We start from the raw sequence: 3,413 nt of genomic DNA on the forward strand, positions 1-3,413 counted from the left end.
AGCGTCGTTGCACATCGATGAGCCTTCGCCGCATGTGAATTGGGAGTCGGGAGCAGTACGGCTACTGACCGAGCAAGTGGAGTGGCCGGGAGGAGAGCGTCCGCGCCGGGCGGGTGTCTCGTCGTTCGGTATCTCGGGCACGAACGCACATCTGATCCTGGAAGAGCCACCTGTCGCGGAACCCGCACAGGTGGGGGCCGATGTCACCGGTGTGGTGCCGTGGGTGGTCTCGGCGCGGGGTGCGGAGGCGCTGCGGGGGCAGGCAGCGGCGTTGGCGCGGGTGTCGGGTGGGGTGGGTGCGGTGGGTCGTTCGCTGGTGACCTCGCGGTCGTTGTTCGAGCAGCGGGCGGTGGTGCTGGGTGCGGGTGGGGAGGAGTTGCTTGCGGGTGTGCGGGCGCTGGCTGCTGGTGAGCCGCACCCGGATGTGGTCGGCCCGGGCGAGCGGGTGGGCGACGGTGGGCTGGTGTGGCTGTTCAGCGGCCAGGGCAGCCAGCGCGTGGGTATGGGCGCGGAGTTGTATGCCCGTTTCCCGGTTTTCGCTGGGGCGTTTGATGAGGTGTGTGGGTTGCTGGACCCGCAGTTGGGTGTTTCGTTGCGGGAGGTGGTGTTCCAGGGGGCTGCTGAGCGGTTGGAGCACACGACGTGTGCGCAGGCGGGGTTGTTTGCGCTGCAGGTGGGGCTGGCGCGGTTGCTCGAGTCGTTCGGGGTGCGGCCGGATGCGGTGGTGGGCCACTCCATCGGCGAGGTGACGGCAGCCTATGTGGCCGGGGTGTTCTCGCTGGAGGACGCGTGCGCGCTGGTGGCGGCCCGGGCGACGTTGATGGGGTCACTGCCCGAGGGCGGGGCGATGGTGGCGGTGGAGGCGGGTGCCGAGGAGTTCGACCTGCCCGAGGGTGTGGCGGTTGCCGCGCTGAACACGCCCACCAGCACCGTCATCTCCGGCCCCGAGGAACCGGTGCTGCAACTCGCGGCGGAATGGAAGTCCAGGGGTCGTAAGACCAAGCGGCTGGCGGTCAGTCACGCCTTCCACTCTCCGTTGATGGAGCCGATGCTGGAGGACTTCCGCCAGGCTATTGAGCAGGTCCAGTTCCACCAGCCCTCCCTCCCGCTGATCAGCAACCTGACCGGGCGGCCCGCCGACGAACACATCACCACTCCCGGCTACTGGTGCGAGCACATCCGCCAGCCGGTCCACTTCGCCCCCGCCCTCACCCATCTGGGCACCCACACCTACCTCGAACTCGGCCCGGATCCGGTGTTGGCCACGGCCGCTCAGCACACGCTCGACAGCAATCCGCTGACCGTCCCGCTCCTCACCGCCAAGCAACCCGAGACACGTGCCTTCGCCCACGCTCTCGCTCGACTCCACACCCACGGCCACGACATCGACTGGACCCCCTGGTTCCCGCCCGGACCCACCGTCGATCTGCCCACCTACGCCTTCCAACGCCAGCGCTACTGGCTCGACGGAGAGGCCGACGAGGGCAATACGGCTCGGCTTGGGCAAGGCGCTTCCGGTCATCCGCTGTTGCCGGCTGTTGTGGCGACGGCGGATGGTGGGCTGATTCTGACGGGGCGGGTGGCGGCCTCGGGGGAGCAGCGCTGGTTGGCCGATCATCAGGTGTTGGGGTCGGTGCTGGTGCCTGGTGCGGCCATGGCGGAGTGGGCGTTGCGTGCGGCCGACGAGGTCGGCTGCGGCGGTGTCGAGGAACTGGTCCTGCAAGCACCGTTCGTACTGCCCGAGAACGGGGCGGTCAACGTCCAGGTACTGGTGGAGGCAGCGACCCCCGACGGCCGGTGCCCCGTACGCGTCTACTCGCGGCCCGTCGAAGAGGGCAACGGTGCGGACTGGGTGTGTCATGCCGAGGGCACGCTCGGGCCGGTGACGGCGACGCCCGTCACCGGCGGCACAGCCTGGCCACCCGCCGGAGCCGAGCCGCTCGACCTCGTGGGGTTCTACGAACATGCCGCAGCGTCCGGGTACGGCTACGGTCCGGCCTTCCAGGGCCTACGGGAAGCCTGGCGGGACGGACAGGACCTGTGGGCCGAGGTGGAGCTGCCGGACGGCGTGGACCGGGTGGACGGTTTCGCTGTCCACCCGGCCCTGCTGGACGCGGTGCTGCACCCCGTGGCCCTGCTGGGGTCGTCGCGGGACGGGGAGGCGTGGCTGCCGTTCGCGTGGAACGGGGTGTGCCTGCACGCGGTCGGTGCGCAGGTCGTACGGGTGCGTGTCTCGCCACTCGGCGAGGGGCCGGCACAGGGCGTACGGGTCGATGTCACCGACCCCGCGGGTGCCCCGGTGCTCAGCGTGGAGTCGGTCGCGATGCGTCCGCTGGACCGGGACCGGTTGCGTACGCGTGACGCGACGACGGACGGGTTGTTCACCGTCGAGTGGACGGACGTGACGGACATGACGGGCGCGGTCGATGCGGTGAACGTGCCCTCCGCCTCCGCGCAGTGGCCCGTGCTGGCGGTGCCGGGGGCGGATGTCGCCGGGCTGTTGGCGGGGCTGGATGCGGGCACGTCGGTGCCGGAGGTCGTCCTCGCGGACGTATGGGGCCTCGGCGGCAGCACGGACGACGCCGACGGGCTCGCCACCGCCACGGCGACTCTGGAGCTGCTGCACACGTGGTCGGCCGAGCCCCGGCTGGCCGATGCCCGATTGGTGCTGGTCACGCGTGGGGCGGTCGACGTGGAGGACGGCCCGCTCGATCTGTCGTGCGCGGGTGTGTGGGGCCTCGTACGTACCGCCCAGCGCGAGAACCCCGACAGGTTCCTGTTGCTCGACCTCGACCTCGACCTCGACGCCGACCTCGACGTCGATATCGAGGCCGACCTCGGCGTCGCTTCCGAGGCGGCGGGCGCGGTCGCGCGCGCCGCTGTCTCGTACGCGCTGGACGCCGACGAGCCGCAGCTCGCGGTGCGTGCGGGGCGGGTGTGGGTGCCGCGTGCGGCGCGTGCGGAGACGGGCCTGACGGTGCCGGGCGACGGGTGTGCGTGGCGGTTGGGTCAGGAGGTTGCCGGGACGGTGGAGGACGTGTCGGTGGTGTCGTGTCCGGAGGTGGAGGAGCCGTTGGCGTCGGGGCAGGTGCGGGTTGCGGTGCGTGCTGCCGGGGTCAATTTCCGGGACGTGCTGATAGCGCTCGGCATGTATCCCGGCGGCGGTGTCTTCCAAGGGAGCGAGGGCGCGGGGGTGGTGACCGAGGTCGGGCCCGACGTCTCGGAAGTCGCTCCCGGAGACCGGGTGTTCGGGCTCTTCGAGGGCGCCTTCGGACCGGTGGCGGTGGCCGACGCCCGCATGATCGCACCGATGCCTGCGAACTGGAGCTGGCGCGAGGCGGCAGCCGTACCGGTGAACTTTCTGACGGCGTGGTTCGGGTTGGTGGAGTTGGCGGGGTTGCGTCGGGGTGAGT

The 3,413-nt window shown here is 70.8% G+C and carries 1 protein-coding gene; it reads left to right on the forward strand.

Going from position 1 to position 3,413, the window contains the following annotated elements; genetic code table 11:
* Positions 1-76 precede the first annotated feature (76 nt).
* A partial coding sequence (locus tag JW613_RS35395; protein WP_307866165.1) for an acyltransferase domain-containing protein occupies positions 77-3,413 on the forward strand: 3,337 nt, incomplete at its 3' end.

Source organism: Streptomyces smyrnaeus, assembly GCF_017676345.1.
GTDB classification, from domain to species: Bacteria; Actinomycetota; Actinomycetes; order Streptomycetales; family Streptomycetaceae; genus Streptomyces; species Streptomyces smyrnaeus.